This is a genomic window from Olsenella sp. oral taxon 807, assembly GCF_001189515.2.
Taxonomy (GTDB): Bacteria; Actinomycetota; Coriobacteriia; order Coriobacteriales; family Atopobiaceae; genus Olsenella_F.
Map to the genome: position 1 here is coordinate 645,679 of NZ_CP012069.2, position 16,288 is coordinate 661,966.

The 16,288-nt window shown below is 61.0% G+C and carries 16 protein-coding genes; 14 read left to right on the forward strand and 2 right to left on the reverse strand.

Annotation, left to right across the window (positions count from 1 at the left end; all coding sequences use genetic code 11):
- Nucleotides 1-4: 4 nt before the first annotated feature.
- Nucleotides 5-1,168, forward strand: coding sequence for an ABC transporter permease (locus ADJ70_RS02745; protein WP_050343283.1), 1,164 nt, complete (start codon nucleotides 5-7; stop codon nucleotides 1,166-1,168).
- Nucleotides 1,155-2,339 carry an ABC transporter permease gene (locus tag ADJ70_RS02750; RefSeq protein WP_157051371.1) on the forward strand — a complete coding sequence of 395 codons (1,185 nt, stop codon included), beginning with the start codon at nucleotides 1,155-1,157 and terminating at the stop codon, nucleotides 2,337-2,339. Before ADJ70_RS02745 ends, ADJ70_RS02750 begins: the two co-directional genes overlap by 14 nt.
- 56 nt (nucleotides 2,340-2,395) lie before the next feature.
- Here the strand turns inward: ADJ70_RS02750 and ADJ70_RS02755 are convergent, their stop codons facing one another.
- On the reverse strand, nucleotides 2,396-2,827 hold the full coding sequence (locus tag ADJ70_RS02755) for a DUF3592 domain-containing protein (protein WP_050343288.1): 432 nt from the start codon (nucleotides 2,825-2,827) through the stop codon (nucleotides 2,396-2,398).
- Between the two features lie 128 nt (nucleotides 2,828-2,955).
- Entirely contained in the window at nucleotides 2,956-3,399 is a 444-nt protein-coding gene (locus ADJ70_RS02760; protein ID WP_050343289.1) for a DUF3592 domain-containing protein, read from the reverse strand.
- A gap of 203 nt (nucleotides 3,400-3,602) precedes the next feature.
- Here ADJ70_RS02760 and ADJ70_RS02765 point away from each other — a divergent pair, with 203 nt between their 5' ends.
- The 12 genes from ADJ70_RS02765 (at nucleotide 3,603) to ADJ70_RS02820 (ending at nucleotide 16,288) form a co-directional block, all read left to right on the forward strand.
- Nucleotides 3,603-4,985 carry a replication-associated recombination protein A gene (locus ADJ70_RS02765; RefSeq protein ID WP_050343291.1) on the forward strand — a complete coding sequence of 461 codons (1,383 nt, stop codon included), beginning with the start codon at nucleotides 3,603-3,605 and terminating at the stop codon, nucleotides 4,983-4,985.
- A 127-nt stretch (nucleotides 4,986-5,112) separates the two neighbouring features.
- Complete coding sequence (locus ADJ70_RS02770; protein ID WP_050343294.1) at nucleotides 5,113-5,703, forward strand: DUF948 domain-containing protein; 591 nt, start codon at nucleotides 5,113-5,115, stop codon at nucleotides 5,701-5,703.
- Between the two features lie 11 nt (nucleotides 5,704-5,714).
- A complete protein-coding gene (locus ADJ70_RS02775) occupies nucleotides 5,715-6,101 on the forward strand; it encodes a hypothetical protein (RefSeq protein WP_050343297.1) in 387 nt (128 codons plus the stop codon).
- Nucleotides 6,094-6,927, forward strand: coding sequence for a SigB/SigF/SigG family RNA polymerase sigma factor (locus tag ADJ70_RS02780; RefSeq protein WP_083443765.1), 834 nt, complete (start codon nucleotides 6,094-6,096; stop codon nucleotides 6,925-6,927). Before ADJ70_RS02775 ends, ADJ70_RS02780 begins: the two co-directional genes overlap by 8 nt.
- A gap of 200 nt (nucleotides 6,928-7,127) precedes the next feature.
- A complete protein-coding gene (gene alaS, locus ADJ70_RS02785; RefSeq protein ID WP_050343299.1) occupies nucleotides 7,128-9,782 on the forward strand; it encodes an alanine--tRNA ligase in 2,655 nt (884 codons plus the stop codon).
- Between the two features lie 23 nt (nucleotides 9,783-9,805).
- On the forward strand, nucleotides 9,806-10,237 hold the full coding sequence (ruvX, locus tag ADJ70_RS02790) for a Holliday junction resolvase RuvX (protein WP_050343301.1): 432 nt from the start codon (nucleotides 9,806-9,808) through the stop codon (nucleotides 10,235-10,237).
- A gap of 250 nt (nucleotides 10,238-10,487) precedes the next feature.
- Nucleotides 10,488-11,618 carry an endolytic transglycosylase MltG gene (gene mltG, locus ADJ70_RS02795; RefSeq protein WP_253273216.1) on the forward strand — a complete coding sequence of 377 codons (1,131 nt, stop codon included), beginning with the start codon at nucleotides 10,488-10,490 and terminating at the stop codon, nucleotides 11,616-11,618.
- Nucleotides 11,619-11,629: 11 nt separating this feature from the next.
- Nucleotides 11,630-12,130: a YqeG family HAD IIIA-type phosphatase gene (locus ADJ70_RS02800; protein WP_050343306.1), complete on the forward strand. Its 501-nt coding sequence runs from the start codon at nucleotides 11,630-11,632 to the stop codon at nucleotides 12,128-12,130.
- 82 nt (nucleotides 12,131-12,212) lie between these two features.
- The gene (locus tag ADJ70_RS02805; protein ID WP_050343308.1) at nucleotides 12,213-12,761 is read left to right on the forward strand and encodes a shikimate kinase; all 549 of its coding nucleotides are present in this window, start codon (nucleotides 12,213-12,215) and stop codon (nucleotides 12,759-12,761) included.
- Entirely contained in the window at nucleotides 12,758-13,861 is a 1,104-nt protein-coding gene (locus ADJ70_RS02810; protein ID WP_050343310.1) for a hypothetical protein, read from the forward strand. The genes ADJ70_RS02805 and ADJ70_RS02810 overlap by 4 nt, the downstream gene beginning before the upstream one ends.
- A gap of 93 nt (nucleotides 13,862-13,954) precedes the next feature.
- Nucleotides 13,955-15,076: a Xaa-Pro peptidase family protein gene (locus tag ADJ70_RS02815; protein ID WP_050343312.1), complete on the forward strand. Its 1,122-nt coding sequence runs from the start codon at nucleotides 13,955-13,957 to the stop codon at nucleotides 15,074-15,076.
- A gap of 210 nt (nucleotides 15,077-15,286) precedes the next feature.
- Nucleotides 15,287-16,288 carry a PTS sugar transporter subunit IIB gene (locus ADJ70_RS02820; RefSeq protein WP_050343314.1) on the forward strand — a complete coding sequence of 334 codons (1,002 nt, stop codon included), beginning with the start codon at nucleotides 15,287-15,289 and terminating at the stop codon, nucleotides 16,286-16,288.

Here is a 16,288-nt window from a genome sequence, read left to right on the forward strand (position 1 = left end):
GGCCATGCTGTCCAGTTGCAAGACCTGCATCATCTCGCTTGTGCGAGAGAGGGCGCTCCTGTGGGGGACCCTCCTGTTTCCGCTGGTGCTCTGCCTTCTCTTCATAGCGGTATTCTCGGGCCTGAACGGGGCCTATGCCGACGTCACCACACGCCTTGGCATCGTCGAGGATGACCACTACGCGGCTGCCCCCGGTCTTTCCAAGACCATGGACGCCATAAGCGAGGAGAACGCGGATCCCCGCATTGCCACGATCACGAGCTTTGAGGACGAGGACGCGGCAATCGAGGCGGCGAACTCGAATGCCATTGACGCCTACCTGCGTGTGGATGCAGACGGCACACCCGAGCTTTACGTGGCCTCCCGCATGAACGGTGAGCTGCAGCCGGCGGTGCTCGAGGCGGTGCTTGACAGCTACCTTCACGCGCGGGGTGTGCAGGCGCGCCTCGCCGCCAGAGAGTCTGAGGCGGCTGCGGAGGGGGGCGCTCGCGTTACCCTTCGCGCCGATGCCGTGAAAACGAGACAGCTCAAGGTGACGGAGAGCTCACCCGACCCGTCCGTGCGCTACTACTTTGCCCTTTTGGGTATGGCCGCAGGTATGGGCATGGTGTTTGCCTGCCATGCCGTCAAGAGCACGCAGGCGGGCTCGACGCCGGTGGGTGGGCGCGTCTCGCTTGCCGGCATCGCACGGTGGAAGGTCCTTTTGGGCGTGCTCGTGGGCGCGTGGGTCTGTGAGCTTGTGTCACTGCTTCTCTTGGCGGCATTTATGCGCTGGGTCTGTGGTGTGGACTTTGGTCCTCGCGGGCCCCTTGTCGTGGCTGCACTCGCTGTCTGTGCGCTTGCCGCCTGCGCCACAGGCTCGCTCTTCGGGACGCTCGGCCGCCTGGGCAGAGGTTCCCTCCTTTCGGCACTCGTGGCCCTGCTCTCGCTCTTCACGGGCCTGTACGGCACGGCAAGCCAGCGCCTTGCCGATACGATCGAGGCAAGACTTCCGCTCGCCTGCCACGTAAACCCCCTGTGGCAGATGACCCACGCCTTCTTCTCGCTTCTGTACTACGACGCGCTCGAGCCCTTTGCCATGAGCTGCCTTGCACTTCTGGGGACGTCCGTGGCCTTCTTTGTCCTTGCGCTGCTGCGAATGAGGAGGATTGCCCGTGTCAAGCTTTAAGACCTGCCTTATGATCGCGTGGAGGCACAGGGCAATGCTCTTCGCGTACGTAGTCATCTTTTCGGTGACGGGAGTCCTCATCGGCTTCGGGTCAGCTGAGAGCACTGTGGGTAGCTGGCATCACGAGAGGGCGCGCGTCGCAGTCATCGACCGTGACGCCTCACCCCTCTCGTCTGCCCTCAAGGAGCAGGTGCTCTCAGACAATGATGCGCAGGAGCTTGCGGATGACAGACGCGCGATTCAGGACGCAGTCGCAAAGGACAGCTGCTCGTACGTCCTCGTGATCCCCCAGGGGTGGGGAGGGGGCCTGATGTCTGCTGCCGCTCGTGGCGCAGATGCACCTGACCTCGAGACCTACGTCTCGTATCGCTCCGGTACGGGGTCGCTCGTCGACATCTCTGCGAAAGGCTACGCAAACGACCTCTATGGGCTGGCGGCCACGCTGGGCGAAAGCCAGGAGGATATCGTTGCCATGGCGCGGGAGGCGGCAAAGGACAACGTGCGCATGAGCATCGTGCGGCAGCAGGCGACGCCCCTGCCAGAGTCACTCTCCCTGTCCTGTGCCTTTGCGACCTATCCCATCTTCGAGGGTCCCGTCGCCTGCATCGCCATGCTCATGGCGAGCCTTAACGAGGATGGTGTCCGCGCGAGGCGGCTCGTCTCTGCCTTGAGCCCCCGGCGCATGAGCGTCGCCCTCCTCGCGCTGTGCCTGCTCGTCGGCCTTATCGCGTGGGCCTGGGTCTTCGGCCTCAACGTGCTGGCGTTTGCGAGCGGCGCGCTCGTGACGTCATCCGTCCAGCTCTCTATAGTCGCTGCGGCGCTCGGTGCCTATACCCTCTTCGCAGTGGCCGTCGGCTTTCTCTTGGGACAGCTGGAAATTCCCAAAAACGCCATCAATGGCCTGACGAACCTGCTAGGCATGACGCTGTCCTTCTTGGGTGGCGCGTGGGTTTCGATGAGCTACCTGCCTGACGAGCTTGTGGCCGTCGCGCACTTCACGCCGGCGTTCTGGGCAACCGAGGCCATCAGGGGCGCTGCCAGCATGGTGGACGTGACGCCTGAGCGCGTGCTGCCCCTCCTTGCCAATGTGGGCGTCGTGCTCCTGTTCGCGGCTGCCCTCCTTGTCGTGGCCCTTGCGGTGGGAAAGGACAGGGCCCGCACAAAGCTGTGAGGGCACGTGCCACGAGGCTGGCATGTCAGCGGCACGCCATGGACCATGAGCCCCCCTCATTTCCGTTGGGGCCTGGCATGTACAATGAAGAGGAGGCCACGCACGATAAAGAAGGAGCAAATGATCATGAAGAGGGCGAAGAGGAAGGGCATGCCCCAGGTCGTGTCGACCCTTCGTGGGTTAGCGGGATTTATCAGTAGCTCAATGGAATCTCCCTCCCGCATGGACGCGGAGTAGCTGTACAGGGGTATGTGGTCGTACGTCACGCCCTCGTAGGTGTAGCGCACGTAGACCACATGATGATCCTCGCCGTCGCCGGTCGTCTCTCTCCGTATCTGCTCAATCTCGGCTGTCACCGTGGCGCCTGAAGAGAATTCCACTGAACTCTGGATACATGCAAAAAGTGCGGCTATAAGAAGGATGGTCCCCGTGATGAGGAAGATGAGTCCCTCCTGAAGCGGGGTGAGTTGGATGGCTTCGACTCTCATGGGATACCTCCGTCGCATCTGATCGAATGGGTCACGTAGGCTGGTCGCGCCCGACGCTAACCAGCCTGCCCGCCGCGTTTCATGCACGCAATGGTACACCAGGACGTCCTGTGGCCATGTGAGCCCCCTCATTTCCGTTGGGGCCTGGCATGTACAATGAAGAGGAGGCCACGCACGATGGAGAAGGAGCACATGATTATGGCGAGGGCGAAGATGAAGGGCATGCCCCACCAGCTCGTGTCGACCCTTCGTGGGTTAGCGGGATTTATCAGCAGCTCGACGGAATCTCCCTCCCGCATGGACGAGGAGAAGTTGTACAGGGGTATGTGGTCGTACGTCACGCCCTCGTAGGTGTAGCGCACGTAGGCCACATAATGATACTCGTCGTCGATGGTCGCACTCCTCTCTCTCCGTATCTGCTCGATCTCGGCTGTCACCGTGGCGCCTGAAGAGAAGTTAGCTGACCACTGGACACATGCAAAAAGTGCGACTATAAGAAGGATGGTCCCCGTGATGAGGAAGATGAGCCCTCCCTCCTGAAGCGGGGTGAGTTGGATGGCTTTGATTCTCATGGGATACCCCCGTCGCATCTGATCGAATGGGTCACGTAGGCTGGTCGCGCCCGACGCTAACCAGCCTGCCCGCCGCGTTTCATGCACGCAATGGTACACCAGGACGTCCTGTGGCCATGCTGTCGCCGCAGCCGCAGCCGCAGCGCCCAAGGGGGCTCTCCCTGCTGACTCGCTCTGACTGCCCATGCTATAGAATGGCTGCCATGGACACGTTATTCTTGGACATCGAGCGAAGCAGACGCAAGGCGAACGCGCCTCTGGCCGCTCGCGTGAGGCCGCATACCCTGGATGGCTACGTGGGCCAGGCGCAGGCCGTGGGAGAGGGCTCGTGGCTGCGTCGCGCAATCGAGCACGATACGCTCTTTTCGCTGATCCTGTACGGTCCTGCCGGTACGGGCAAGACGACGCTTGCCCACATCATCGCCAACACGACCCACGCAACGTTCGTGGAGGTGTCAGCCATCACGGGTACGGTCAAGGACCTCCGCCGCGAGGTGGATGCGGCGAAGAGCCGTCTGCTCATGCAGGGTCGGCGTACCATCCTCTTCGTGGACGAGATCCATCGCTTCAACCGCTCCCAACAGGACGCGCTTCTGCATGCCGTCGAGGACCGCACCGTTATCCTTATCGGCGCCACGACCGAGAACCCCTATTTTGAGGTTAACTCCGCCCTCATCAGCCGCTCGCGCATCATCGAGCTTACGCCTCTGGACGACGTCTCCCTGCGTGAGCTCCTGTATCGTGCGCTCGCAGATGAGGATGGCCTGAAGGGTGCTTTCACGATCAAAGACGAGGCCTTGGACGAAATCATCACGCTCGCGGGCGGCGACGCCCGCGCTGCCCTCACCTCGCTCGAGCTGGCGAGCCAGATGGCTGCCCCAGAGGGTGACATGGACCTCGCCTCACCAGAGCATCCCGTCTCGATCGAACTCGATCATGTGCGCGAGGCAAACCCACGCCGCGGCCTTGCCTATGACAAGGCCGCAGACATGCACTACGATATCATCTCGGCGTTCATCAAGTCCATGCGGGGCAGCGATCCCGACGCGGCGCTCTACTGGCTCGCCCGCATGATCGATGCGGGTGAGGACCCCAAGTTCATCGCTAGGCGCATCCTCATCCTCGCCTCGGAGGACATCGGCAACGCCGACCCCCAGGCCCTGCTCATCGCGTCGGCAGCCTTTAGGGCGGCGGAGGTCATAGGTTACCCGGAGTGCCGCATCAACCTGGCGCAGGCCGCGATCTACATGGCGCTTGCGCCTAAGTCGAATGCCGCCGAGGCGGGCATCGATGCGGCCCTTTTGGAGGTGCGAGAGGGTCCTCGTCGGGAGGTGCCCAGCCACCTGCGCGATCGGCATCGCCCTGGCTCAGAGGCCTATGGCAGCTACCTCTATCCCCACGACTACCCTGCCGGATGGGTGGAGCAGCGCTATCTGCCCGAGGGGCTTGAGCGCGGCTCGCTCTATCATCCGGGTCCGCGTGGTTGGGAGGCATGGCGCATCGATGCGAGTGCTCGCGACCGTTCGGAGTCGCCCTCAGGTGAGCTCTCTGCCTCGCAGGATGACGATGGCATGCACAAGAGGTGAAGCAAAGATACTGGTGGCGCGGCTATGATGCGCCAACGGTCGGGGGACTCTGCTTCTGCTAAAATGAGTCGCAGCTGTGCCAAGGATTGCCCCGCGCAGACAGAGACGAGAAGAGAAAGGCGTGGCCATGCAAGTCGATCCTATGAGCATCCTGTTACTCGTTCTGATCGCTGCGGGAATCTGGGTGCTCGTTGAGCTCGCCCTCACTGCCCGCAGGACTCGCAGCTCTGTAATCCAACTTACGCGCTCTGCGAACGAGACGTTCGAGCAGACGCAACCCGTTATCTCTAAGCTTGACGGGGTGCTGGATGATCTGCAGCCCTCTGCCAAGCGTGTGGATCCCCTTCTCACGCGCGCCAATGTCCTGATGGATGAGGTGACGATTGGCCTCGACAAGGTAAATGACATACTGGGAGACGTCTCTGAGGTGTCGGGTACCGCCGCAGGCGTCAGTCTTGCCGTGGGGCACGTTGCCAACAACGCGGCCTCAAGCGTGAACGGGGTCATCGATCGCATTAAGAGCAAGGCTGCCCCCGAGGCGTCTCGCATAAGAGGGACAGCCGAGGGGGTTCCTGCGCTGGGCGAGGCGTCTGGTCAGGCAAAGTCGCAGGCGTCCAAGACAGCCAAGGACTCGGGCTACATCACCTATGGTGAGACTTCCGCAGGCGAAGGCACAGCTACCGCAAACCATGCTAGCGGCGAGGACACAGCAGAGTAAGGAGTACGTTCATGCAAGATTCGGTCGTTCGCCTCTGCGTCCCCGCTGAGGCACGCTACGCTAGGTCCGTCCGCATGATGGCCTCGAGCTTGGCCGTCGTCAGCGGCATGGGCATCGATGACGTCGAGGACGTACGCATGGTTGCCGAGGAGGGATTCGTCTACAGCTGTGCTACTAAGCCTGCTGCCTGTGACATGACATTCGCACTTGGTGACGGATCGGTATCCATAGACTTCTCGCTCGGTGATGTCCATGACGAGCAGATAGAGGCCGCAGGTGTTGACCTCAGTCTCGTCGAGCTGCTGCTCTCCGCCATCTGCGACGACTTTACCGTGACGGATGACAATACGCTTCATGTGGTCAAGCGAATGATGGAATCGGACGGTGTCAATGCCTAGGGTAGACGAGAGGACAGAGCCGATCCCGGCGTCGCGGCGTCGGCTCTCGCGACGGGTCCCCAAAGGCAAGCTCGCGTGGGATAAGGACAGGACCCGCGAACTCTTCCGTCGCTATAAGGAGGAGGGTGATGATGACGCGCGCGAGCAGCTCGTGATGAGCCACCTCAACCTCGTGCGCTTTCTCGCCTCCAAGTTCAAGAGCAGGGGAGAGCCCCTCGATGACCTCATCCAGGTGGGTACCATTGGGCTCATCAAGGCGGTGGATCGCTTCGACCCGACGCGTGGGCTTGAGTTTACGACCTTCGCGACGCCCACCATCCTCGGCGAGATACGTCGCCACTTTCGCGACAAGGGCTGGTCGGTTCGCGTCCCACGGCGCTTGCAGGAGCTTTCGAGTAAGGTTAACCAGACCAAGGAGGAACTCACAAAAGGGCTGCAGCGGGAACCCTCTGTCGAGGAGGTGGCGACTGCGCTCAACACCACGGTAGACGAGGTGCTCGAGGCCATGGAGTCGTCGAGTGCCTATAGCTCGGTGCCGCTTGAAGGCGGTCCGTCCGGTGAGGACGATGCGCCGTCGGTTATCGATCGCTACGTCTCGGAGGACGAAGAGCTGGCTCTGTCGGATGACCGCTTGGCTATAGAGGAGGCCATTCGCGACTTCTCCCCCCGCGAGCAGGAGATCATCTGCATGCGTTTTATCGAGGGGCTCACGCAGGTCGAGATCGCAAAGAAGCTTGGTATCTCGCAGGTGCAGGTTTCGCGGCTGCTGCGGAGGACCTTGAGGAAGCTCCAGGAGAAGATAGACCCGGAGGGAAGGGGCATGTAGCTCCGCGTGGGGCGGGTGCTCAGGGCCGTCTGCCAAGACGAACATTTCACGTTATACACATGCGGCTTCACGAAGCTAACGCATTGACAGGTCGTCTTGAGAAGAGGGGCACGTTTGCGCGTATCATTGTCGGCTGGACCTGAGCGCTTGGGCGGTGACTGTCATGTGACGGTCCTGCTGGGTATGACATGAGGAGCGATATGAGCGGTGACGACTACAAGACAATGACGACTGCGGATATCCGTGATGACTTCCTGAGATTCTTTGCGAACAAGGGTTGCGCGCTCTATCCTTCGTCTCCGTTGATCCCCGAGGATCCCTCACTGCTCTTGACGAATGCCGGAATGAACCAGTTCAAGGAGTACTACCAGGGTCTTAAGACCATGAGGGAGATCGGTGCCTGCTCCTGTCAGAAGTGCCTGCGTACCAACGACATCGAGAACATCGGTGACTCCAGTCACCTCTCCTTCTTTGAGATGCTCGGCAACTTCTCCTTCGGCGGCTACACCAAGGCCGATGCCATCGCTTGGGCCTTCGAGTTCATCACGGACGCCAGGCATCTGGGGCTTCCAAAGGATCGCCTCTACATGACGGTCTTCGAGGATGATGACGAGGCAGCCGAGCTCTGGGAGGCTCAGGGCGTGAGTCCCGATCATATCTCTCGCCTGGGCGTCGAGGACAACTTCTGGGCAGCGGGCCCCACGGGCCCCTGTGGCCCTTGCTCCGAGATTTACTTTGATCAGGGACCTGAGTTTGCGGGTGTGAAGCCGGGCGATGACGGCGATCGATACCTTGAGTTCTGGAACCTCGTTTTCACGCAGTATGACCGCCAGGAGGACGGTTCGATGCCGGAGCTGCCGCATCGCAACATCGACACGGGCATGGGCCTCGAGCGCATTGCCGCGATCATGCAGCACAAGGGATCGAACTACGATGGTGATGTGTTGCGGGACCTGATCGGCGTGGGGGAGGCCCTCGCCAAGCTGCGCTACCACCAGAACGTGGCCACCGATAGGAGCCTGCGCATCCTAGCTGATCACTCCCGTGCCGTGACCTTCATGATCGCTGACGGCATCCTACCCTCCAATGAGGGTCGTGGCTACGTCCTGCGCCGTCTGCTGCGTCGTGCGGTCTATCACGGCAGGCTCATGGGCATTCGAGGTAGCTTCCTTGCCCGCTACAGTCATGAGGTCATACGCCTCATGGCCGACGTCTATCCCGAGCTGACGGATAACCAACCCCTGATAGACGGCATCATCTTGGCCGAGGAGGAGCGCTTTGGCGCGACGCTCGACGCGGGCGAGGCAAGCCTGGGGTCTGAGCTCACGAGACTTGCTGCGGGTGCTGATCTGCCTGGCGAGCTTGCCTTCAAGCTACATGATACCTATGGCTTTCCGATCGACCTCACGCGCGAGATCTGCGAGGGCGCAGGACACGGTGTCGACATGGAGACCTTTGACCGCGAGATGGCGGCGCAGCGAGAGCGTGCTCGGGCGAGCGCGAACAGGGACGCGTGGGGTAAGGCTGCGAGCGTCTGGGTGGGCCTTTCGGACAAGCTTCCCGAGACGCTCTTCGAGGGCTACGACTCGGATATCTGCCGCAGCGCCAAGGTGCTCGCCATGGTGGATACGGACGGCAGAGAGATCACTCATGTGGCGGCGGGTGAGAGGGTTGAGGTCATCCTCGATAGGACGAGCTTCTATGGCGAGATGGGCGGTCAGGTAGGCGATACCGGCAAGCTCGTCGGCGAGGCTACGGAGCTTGTTGTGACCGATACGAAGCATCATGAGGGTGGGCTTGTGTCACACATAGCCAATGTGGTGTCAGGTGAGCTGGAAGCAGGCGATACGGTCGATACGGTCGTGGACCACGATCGGCGCGAGCTCATACGCAGGAACCATACGGCCACACACCTTTTGGACGCGGCGCTCAAGGAGGTTCTCGGCGATCATGTGAGCCAAGCTGGCTCGCTCGTGGCGCCAGATCGCCTGCGCTTCGACTTCACGCACTTCGAGGCCATGACCCCCGACGAGCTTGGACGTGTCGAGGATATGGTCAACGCAGAGATCTTTGCTGCCGAGCCCATGGTGACGCGGGTGATGGGCATAGAGGAGGCCAAGGCCTCTGGCGCGGTAGCGCTCTTTGGCGAAAAGTACGGAGATGTCGTGCGTGTCGTCTCTACCGGCAAGGGCGAGAAGCCCTTCTCCCGCGAGCTTTGCGGAGGCACGCACGCGAGAAACACCGCTGAGCTTGGTCTCTTCAAGATCGTCTCGGAAGGATCGGTCGGCTCGAACGCTCGTCGCCTTGAGGCTGTGACCTCCGTCGGCGCGATTGAGTACGTGGATGAGCGCTTGCAGCAGCTCGATCGGGTGGCAGCCGTGCTCAAGAGCCGTCCCATCGACGTCCTCGCGCGTGTCGAGTCCCTGGAGCGGGAGCTTCGCGACGCAAAGAGGCAGCTCTCTGAGGCCACTCTCGGTGCGTCGGCGGGCCAGCTCTCCTCGCTGGCAGAAGCTGCGGTCCAGCTTGAGGGCTACCGCTGTGTCTTTTTGAGGCTCGAGGGTCCCACGGGCAAGGAGCTCAGAGGCGTCTGGGACAGTATCCGCGACTCCATGGGAGGAGGTGCCGTCGCCTGCGTCGTGGCCTCGACGACACCCGATGGACGGGTTGCCCTTCTCGCTGCTGGAACCGCCGCAGCCGTCGATGCGGGCTTCCATGCCGGCAACATCATCAAAAAGCTGGCAGGTACGGTTGGGGGAAGAGGTGGCGGCAAGGCTGGGATGGCCCAGGCGGGCGGGTCTGATCCCACGGGCATAGACAGGGCACTTGCGCAGGCCAAGTCCCTGCTTGCCGCCTAAGCTGGCGTGCGCGTGCCCAGCGCATGAGGGTGCTTGCCCTAGACATCGGGGAGGTGCGTATCGGCATCGCCGCGACCGACGCGTCGGGTACCATCGCGTGCCCTGTGAGGGTCCTATCCGCGTCCGAGGTGCTCGGCCAGGCCAAAAGCTTCAGGCGCATTCTTGAGGACTACGAACCCGAGTTGCTCGTATGCGGCTGTCCTAAGACGCTCTCTGGGACGGACGGTCCCCAGTCAAGGAGAGTCATGGGGCAAGCTCGCACGATCGCTCAAGCTTGCGGCCTTCCTCTGGAATTTGTCGATGAGCGCCTGAGCTCTGCGGAGGCCAAGCGTATCCTAAGACAAGAAGGTTACAGCGAGAAGAGCATGCGTGGCAGGGTGGATATGGTTGCTGCCTCCCTGTTCTTGCAGACATGGCTTGATATGCATGATGGTAAAGGTGGCTCTGATGGCTGAAAAAAAGCGGCAGAAAAGTTCTGTTTCGTCACGATCCAACACAGGTGGTGTCTTGACCCAAGGCGGTACGAGCCGGGCTGTGCGGCCATCGAATCAAGGCGACTCACTGTGGGCGGTACGGCCCCGTCCGAGGGGAGGGAGCGGGCAGCCCTCGACAAGCGCCCGTGAGCCAAACAAGCCGAGGATTGCCGGGCTTACGCGAAGGATCGTGCACAGGGGTGAGGGCGGCTTTTGGGGTCCTCGAAGAAACGTGGACAGGCGCATCATTCTCATCGTCGCGGTTGTGGCCGTGGTGGTCATCGCCGGTGCCATCGCAGGTGTCTCTCGGCTGTTTGCGCATATGGATAGACCAACGACCGTCGCCAACCCCGGTGAGGTCGTTACGGTCACCATCCCCTCGGGTGCAGGCACCGCAGACATCGCCCAGATCCTCGTGGACGGTGGTGTCATCACCAGCACCGCTGACTTCAAGAAGGCGGTCAAGGACCAGAACGCGAGCACGAGCATGAAGAGTGGAAATTACGACTTCATTGCCGGCTCTGACATCAATGATATCGTGAGGCAGCTCGTAGCAGGTCCCAACTCCTCGTCCGAGAGGCTCACGATCGCCGAGGGGCTCACTGTCACGAGGGTGGCTGCTACCGCCCAAGACGCTCTGGGTATACCGAAGGATGACTTCCTTGCACAGGCAAAGGCGTCGAACTATGCGGGTGACTATCCGTTTCTCGCCGACGTCGCAGACGACTCGCTTGAGGGCTTCCTCTTTCCCAAGACCTATGACTTTGGGGGCAAGGAGGTCTCTGCGGATGGCGTGATCCGTGCGATGCTTGATCAGCATCAAGTCGAATTCAGGAAATTGGACATGGGATCAGCGGAGGCTTTCATACAGCAAAAATATAACGTCACGATGAGTGATTACGACATCCTCAAACTTGCCTCTATCATAGAGAAGGAGGCCTTAGACGACGATGATCGCTACAAGATCTCGTCGGTCATGTACAACCGTCTGAAGACGGGGATGGCATTGCAGAGCGACGCAACGATGGGTTACGTGACAGGCGGAGAGGTCACCGCTGCCGACCTCAAGGTGGACAGTCCCTACAACACCTATCTCCACATGGGGCTTCCGCCGACTCCCATCTGCACCCCCAGTATGGAGTCCATCAGGGCGGCCATGGACCCTGCGGACACGAACTACTACTTCTTCTGGATCACCGAGGACGAGCACGTGTTCTCCGAAACCTATGAGCAGCATGAGCAGGCCATCCAGAGCGCCCAAGGTAAGCACCAAAACGCGCAGGATCAAATCGGCCAAGACAAGGATGCGTCATCAGGTCCAGGTGACGCCCAGGGGGGCTCTGAGCGGTCTCAGGACGACTAGGACGCGATAAGATGGGCATCTTTACCGCTGGGCGCTACATTGCCTCCATCGATCTCGTGGATGTGGATGAGCTCAAGAGGGTGGGCATCCGTTGCGTTCTTTTTGACAGGGACAACACCTGCGTGCCGAGGAGCACAAAGCAGGCGCCGGGAGCGGTCCTCGAATGGTTCGATCGTGCCCATGCCGCAGGGCTCAGGACCTGTATGGTTTCGAACAACTTTCATTCAAGTGAGGTCATCAGGTCGGCTCGTGAGCTTAAGAGCGAGGTCATCCACCATGCGATGAAGCCCTTCCCATTTGCAGTGCGCTGCGCCTTGGACAAGATGGGCGTGGGACCAGAGGAAGCCGTCCTCATCGGTGACCAGCTCTACACCGACATCGCTGCCGGCAATCTTGCTGGCGTTCGCACCATCCTCGTGAGGCCGCAGTCGACGAGCGATCTGTGGTATACGCACATCCTGCGCATCTTCGAGTCGATGCTTCTGAGCGGCAAGATCTTTGAGGGCGAGTGACGAAGGCGAGATACTTCCCTTGCGCAGAAGCCCTGCGATGCTAGAATCGCTCTCGGGTAATGAGAGCGTTGGAGCATGATATATGAATGGGCAGGGACAAGGGTATGTGGTCCACGAGGGTTGCGACCACATCTTCTTTATCGGGTTTCTCGGAGCGGGCAAGTCTACCTTGGCCCGTAACCTCGGCGCGCTCTTCAGGCGCAGCTTCGTTGATACCGACCGTCTCGTGGAGAGGGCGCGTGGCAAGAGCGTCTGTGACATCTTCGCCGAGGATGGGCAGGACTGCTTTCGCAGGGACGAGGCGGCGGTGTTGCGGGGTCTTGCCGAGCGCAAGTCACTTCTGGTGAGCTGCGGAGGTGGTATCGTCGAGGGCAGGGAGTCCTGCAGGCTCATGCATCAGATGGGTACGATCGTTTTTCTCGACGGCGACCTCGAGGACTCGCTGAGGCAGATTCGCCATCCAGAGCTGCGACCCGACTTTCGCTGTGCGAAGGATGCGGGTGAGCTCTATCGATACCGCTACCCGCTCTATCAACGTGAGGCTGACCTCACCCTTGACATTAGGAACAAGACGTTCGACCAGGTCTGCTCGATGGCGGGTGCGCTCTTGTGGGAGGAGGGGCTGCTGTGAGCGAGGGACTCAAGGCAGTGAGGCAGTGGGTTTCGGCCTCGGGGGGAGCCTGCGATGCCCGCCTCGGCCATGGGGTCATCCTCGGTGAGGCGGGCTCCCTCTTCAGGGCCGCAGTCGGGAGACCCCGTCGTGCCGCCCTCGTGACAGCCACCACAGATGAGGAACTCGTCGAGCTGACGCGCAGGGAGCTCAGCTCGGAGGGCTTTGAGGTGGCCGGTATCACGCTGAGCGAAACGGGAGAGATGCGCTGCCTCAGTGAGGCCACGCAGCTTGTTGACTCCCTCGCTCAGGCGGGCATTACGGCCGATGATCTCGTGGTCGCGGTGGGCGATTGCGATTTGCTCTCGCTTCTGTCCGCTGTGTGTGGAAGCTGGTGCGCGGGCACACCGCTTGCGGGTGTGGCAACAGACCTTGTTTGCGCCATTGAGGCTGTGCCGACACCGAGGGGTCTTGATGCGGCCGGTCACGCACAGATGCTCGAGGTGAGGCCATGGTGTCACTACCTTTTGGTCGATTTTGATCACATAGAGCTTGCCCTTAGGGACGAGCGGGTAAGGGAGGCTCTCGCCCTCATGGTCGTAACCGCTATGGCGGACTCCGAGCAGAGCTTCTCGCGTCTTTGGGATCGGAGTCTCGACATTGTCGAAGGCGACGTCTTGGCGCTCGAGGAGCAGGTCGTCGATACGCTCAAGACGAGGGGACGCCTCGTCTCGTCTACCGCGCTTGCCGTGCGGCAGTCTCTGCACTATGCCAGCGAGCTGCCGCGCGCCATCTCGCAGCTCTTTGATGCTGCAGGCTCGACGCTGCTTGCTGAGGGTATGCGCTTCTCCGCGCGCATTGCGGCGGGAGAGGGAACGCTCCCCGTCGATGACGTCTTTACCCAAGACGAGTTGCTCGATCGCCTTGGCCTTGCTCAAGTGGAAGCTGACCTTGATGCGGACAGGCTACTCGCGGTCTTCAAGGAGGAGTGTTTCGTGCGCTCGAGGCGCCTACAGATGGCACTGCCACAGCGCTTGGGTTGCGTGCGCCTCTCCAACGTGACGGATACGCTGCTCGGCGAGCACCTCAAGGCGTTCTGCACGTCGAGGGCGATCGGCTAAGCCTCGCTGTGGATGAGCTGCGCTGGCGCAGGATTGTATTCTCAGTTCGTACGCATATACTTGGACATAGACATATGGCGAGAGGGGACGCTCATGAACGATCAGCAGGAACTTGCCAGGCGCGTGCAGCGCGTTCGCGACCTCATGACCGAGCGCGGCTATGACGCTATCATCCTGCGCAATAACCCTGACCTGCGTTGGCTGACCGGTGCTGTGCGCTGCTTTGACGACGAGCCGGCTCATGTTGCCTTCGTCACGCAGGACAGTCTTAGGCTGCATACGGATTCGCGCTATTACAACAGCTTCCTGGAGCGAATGGGAGAGGATTCTTCGTGGCTGATTGACATGCAGACCATAGCTGCCCCCGAGTGGGCAGCCGCCCGCATCGAGTCCGACCGTGCCCGCGTCGTCGCCATCGAGGACACGGCGAGCGTGTCTTTCCTCGACGACCTCAAGGTCGCCTGCTCGGCTCGCGGCATAGCCTGCCTCTTGCCGCGTCTGCACTCGGACATCGTGAGGCTGCGCATCGTCAAGAGCGAGAGCGAGATCGGGCTCATGAGGAGGGCACAGGCCATTACCGACCTCGCCTTCGAGCACATCTGTGGATTCATACGGGCGGGTCTCTCCGAGCAGCAGCTGAGGGCTGAGCTCGAGAGCTTCATGCTTGCAAACGGGGCTGACGCCCTCTCGTTCGAGACCATCGTCGCAGCGGGTCCTAACGGCGCCAACCCCCATGCCCGTCCCAGCGGCTACATCATCCAAGAGGGCGACATGGTCGTCATGGACTACGGGGCGGGTTACCTGGACTACCACTCCGATATGACGCGTACGGTCTGTGTGGGGGAGCCGGGCGAGGAACAGAGGCGGGTGTACGATGTCGTCCGGTTCGCGCACGAGACCTGTGCCGCCGCCTTGAAGCCCGACTGCAAGGGGAGAGATATCCATGAGCTTGCCGTCAAGGTCATCACGGACGCGGGCTATGGGGAGTACTTCAATCATGGCCTGGGTCATGGCGTGGGCCTCGAGATTCATGAGCAGCCAAGTCTTGGGCGTCTCTACGACAAGCCGGTACCGAAAGGTTCGGTCGTCACGATAGAGCCTGGCATCTACCTCCCGGGCAGGTTCGGCGTTCGCCTGGAGGACTTTGGCGTTGTCGGCGAGGATGGCTTCAAGCCCCTCACCCGCTCCTCCCATGAGCTGAGAATTGTGGGCTAGCATACTTGGGAGACCAATTTCTTTGTAACGTTTGAGCGGCATTGAACTCTCGGTGGATAGCACAACGGGGAAACGTCCTTCGAAAGTCTCCTTTATTGTCGTATACTTTTAGCCGTATGGTGTAACCGTGAAGATGCAGTGCGGGGACAGTGCGTCAAGACGGTCAATTGGTTCTGTCGGCAAGAGTTACACACGTTAGGAGGAGATTGGATGGTCGGAATTATCTTGGCAAGCCACGGTGCGTTCGCCGAAGGCATCAAAGAGTCTGGACAGATGATCTTTGGTGCGCAGGAAGACGTTGCCGCCGTCGTTCTGACGCCCGATATGGGCCCGGATGACATGCACAAGAAGCTGCTTGACGCCATCGGCTCGTTTGGTGACCAAGAGCATGTGCTCTTTTTGGTTGACCTTTGGGGAGGCACCCCATTCAACCAGGTCTCGCGCATCATCGATGAGGAGGGGCATGATGACTGGGTCGCCATCATGGGACTCAACCTGCCCATGCTCATTGCCGCCTACGGTGCCCGCATGGGCGCCGAGACGGCCGTCGATGTCGTCAATGAGGTCTACCCCGAGGCGCAGGGAGGCGTCAAGGTTAAACCCGAGAGCCTGCAACCTGCAGCTCCCGCAGCCGCCACAGCGGCGGCACCTGCTGCCGTCCCCACGGGCTCCATACCTGAGGGCACGGTCCTTGGGGACGGACACATCAAAGTCGTGCTCGCCCGCGTCGACACACGCCTGTTGCATGGTCAGGTGGCGACCACCTGGACCAAGATGACGGGACCCGATCGCATCATCGTATGCTCTGACGCCGTCTCCAAGGATGAGCTTCGTAAGTCGATGATCATCCAAGCGGCGCCTCCGGGAGTCAAGGTTCACGTCGTTCCCGTATCGAAGATCATAGAGGTCGCCCACGATCCCCGCTTTGGTGCGACGAAGGCGTTACTGCTCTTCGAGACCCCCCAGGACGCGCTTCGTGCGATCGAGGGTGGCGTGCCCATCAAGGAGCTCAACCTCGGATCCATGGCGCACTCCGTGGGTAAGGTCGTCGTTACCCAGGCCCTTGCCATGGACCAAAACGATCTCGATACGCTCGAGAAGATCAAGGACGCCAACGTCTCGTTTGACGTGCGCAAGGTTCCAGCTGATAAGGCCGAGAACTTCGATGCCCTGATCAAGAAGGCCAAGGAAGAACTGGCAGCTCAAAAGTAG